The sequence below is a fragment of the Paramuribaculum intestinale genome (assembly GCF_003024925.1).
GTDB lineage: Bacteria > Bacteroidota > Bacteroidia > Bacteroidales > Muribaculaceae > Paramuribaculum > Paramuribaculum intestinale.
Window position 1 is genome coordinate 1 of the sequence record NZ_PUED01000321.1, and the last position, 1,680, is coordinate 1,680.

Sequence of the window (1,680 nt, forward strand, 5' to 3'; positions counted from 1 at the left end):
GAGGATACCTTTATTTGCCCAGTGCCAGAGTGTGGCATCGCATACGCCAAAGAGTTCCTTTACCTCGGCTTTGGTGAGCATACGTTCTTTCTTGGCTGCCTCGACCATCGAGCCGAGTTCATCCTTTGCGCGGCGGATCAAGTCCTCCGAAAATGCTTTGAGGTCTTCGGCGTTCATCTCTACCTTGACATGGGCCCGACCCTCATTGAGCATATCTAATAAATCTTGCATTTTTGTTTTGATTGCCGACATTGTTCGACGCTTCTACTGGCGGCATAAGACAGAAACGCCACCGCTCCGAAATGGAACGATGACGCAAAAGTATAGCGTAATTTCTTGGATTAAAAAGAATTGATGGTTCGTTAAGTTCGCGAACTCCGGAACGAATCAAACGAATTGAAAAGAGGTTATTTCAGTCTACTCCATCTGGGTCAATTCGTAAAACATCGGTCTTTATAGAGTCAATAGCGAAGCGATGTTCTGGCTCGTCTTTGATAAATCGCTTACGATTGGGAGATAAATCTTGTAGCGTGTTTACGCTCTTCTGCACCTGACGCTCGCCGACGATTTTGCATTCAGGGAATGTGGCGGATAATATCTCGACAAATCGTTTGACAGGTGTTGACGGATCCAGCTCGCCAGACTCGACAAGTGCGACATATAAGTGCGCTATGTCAACACCACGGATATGTGTTTCTATCCATTTGCCAATGCGCTTAACAATCTCACTGCCGTGAGATGCCAAAAGGGAAAGAAGGTCATGAGATAATTCTGCGTTTTCTGTAATTTTAGCAGTCGGTTTAGACTCATCAATACCCTCCAACGCCCAATCAGCCAAATTGCCGTTATCTACACTCATGCGATAATCAAGATACTCCTTCAAATCCTTGCGCGAGCGTCGTTTATCCTCTACCTCCCTCGCAAGAAATATCTTCATGAACTTTGCAAGCTGCCACTGGTACTGTTTGTTGTCAATCGACTCTGCCGCTTCCTCAATATTATCTATCATCATTTCAGAAGAGCGTCCATATTTGAGCCATGCGGCAAAGGGCAACCGGTATTTAGCCCATTCGCTATCCGCCGGCTGCCCACTCAGTACAATCCGGGCATAGCCCGATTCCCGGATAATCTTCAAAAGCTCATCCAAGTCCAGATTGTCAAGGTCAATCATATTCTCCAATCGCTTCTGAAACTCCGGCGACGAAAGAAATGCTGCTGCACCCAACAAAAACACCTCCAGCGAGTCCGCTTCGCCCATCGCCGCAGCAAACTCGCCATATTCCTGCGGATGCTCCTCCATCCACATCTTCAAATCAATCTTTCCATCCTGACTGCCTAAGTTATCTTGCTGATTTTTCATAGTGAAATTTCTAATTCATAAAGTAATAACGCGCAAAGGTCAAAAAAGATAATAGTACTTTGAACGATAACAGCGACAACACATAAGTTCCGCCAAGCAGTGCAGTATCTTCAATCCAACCCTCGGACAAGCAACACCCGACCATGAGAACGAGCAACGCTCCCCGCGCAATCCAAAATACATCCAATTTATGTGTCATAGTCGTTTTGAAATAAGCGAATAAATTTTCGTCACAATAATATATGGGATAATTGAGATTAACGAATACATTATCATAAATAATATCAGGTAATCTGAATGTGTTGTGGATTTACTTAGAT

Annotated in this window: 2 protein-coding genes; both read right to left on the reverse strand. The window is 44.6% G+C overall.

All coding sequences use genetic code 11. The annotated features are described in order from the left end of the window. A partial coding sequence (locus C5O24_RS13165) for a MerR family transcriptional regulator (protein ID WP_107681962.1) occupies positions 1-231 on the reverse strand: 231 nt, incomplete at its 3' end. Positions 232-412: 181 nt separating this feature from the next. Beyond that, positions 413-1,360: a DUF6043 family protein gene (locus tag C5O24_RS13170; protein WP_107035598.1), complete on the reverse strand. Its 948-nt coding sequence runs from the start codon at positions 1,358-1,360 to the stop codon at positions 413-415. Between the last annotated feature and the right edge of the window lie 320 nt (positions 1,361-1,680).

Bases quoted from the DNA above. Each gene is read 5' to 3' on its own strand.
- C5O24_RS13170 (WP_107035598.1), bottom strand. From the start codon at position 1,360: ATGAAAAATCAGCAAGATAACTTAGGCAGTCAGGATGGAAAGATTGAT.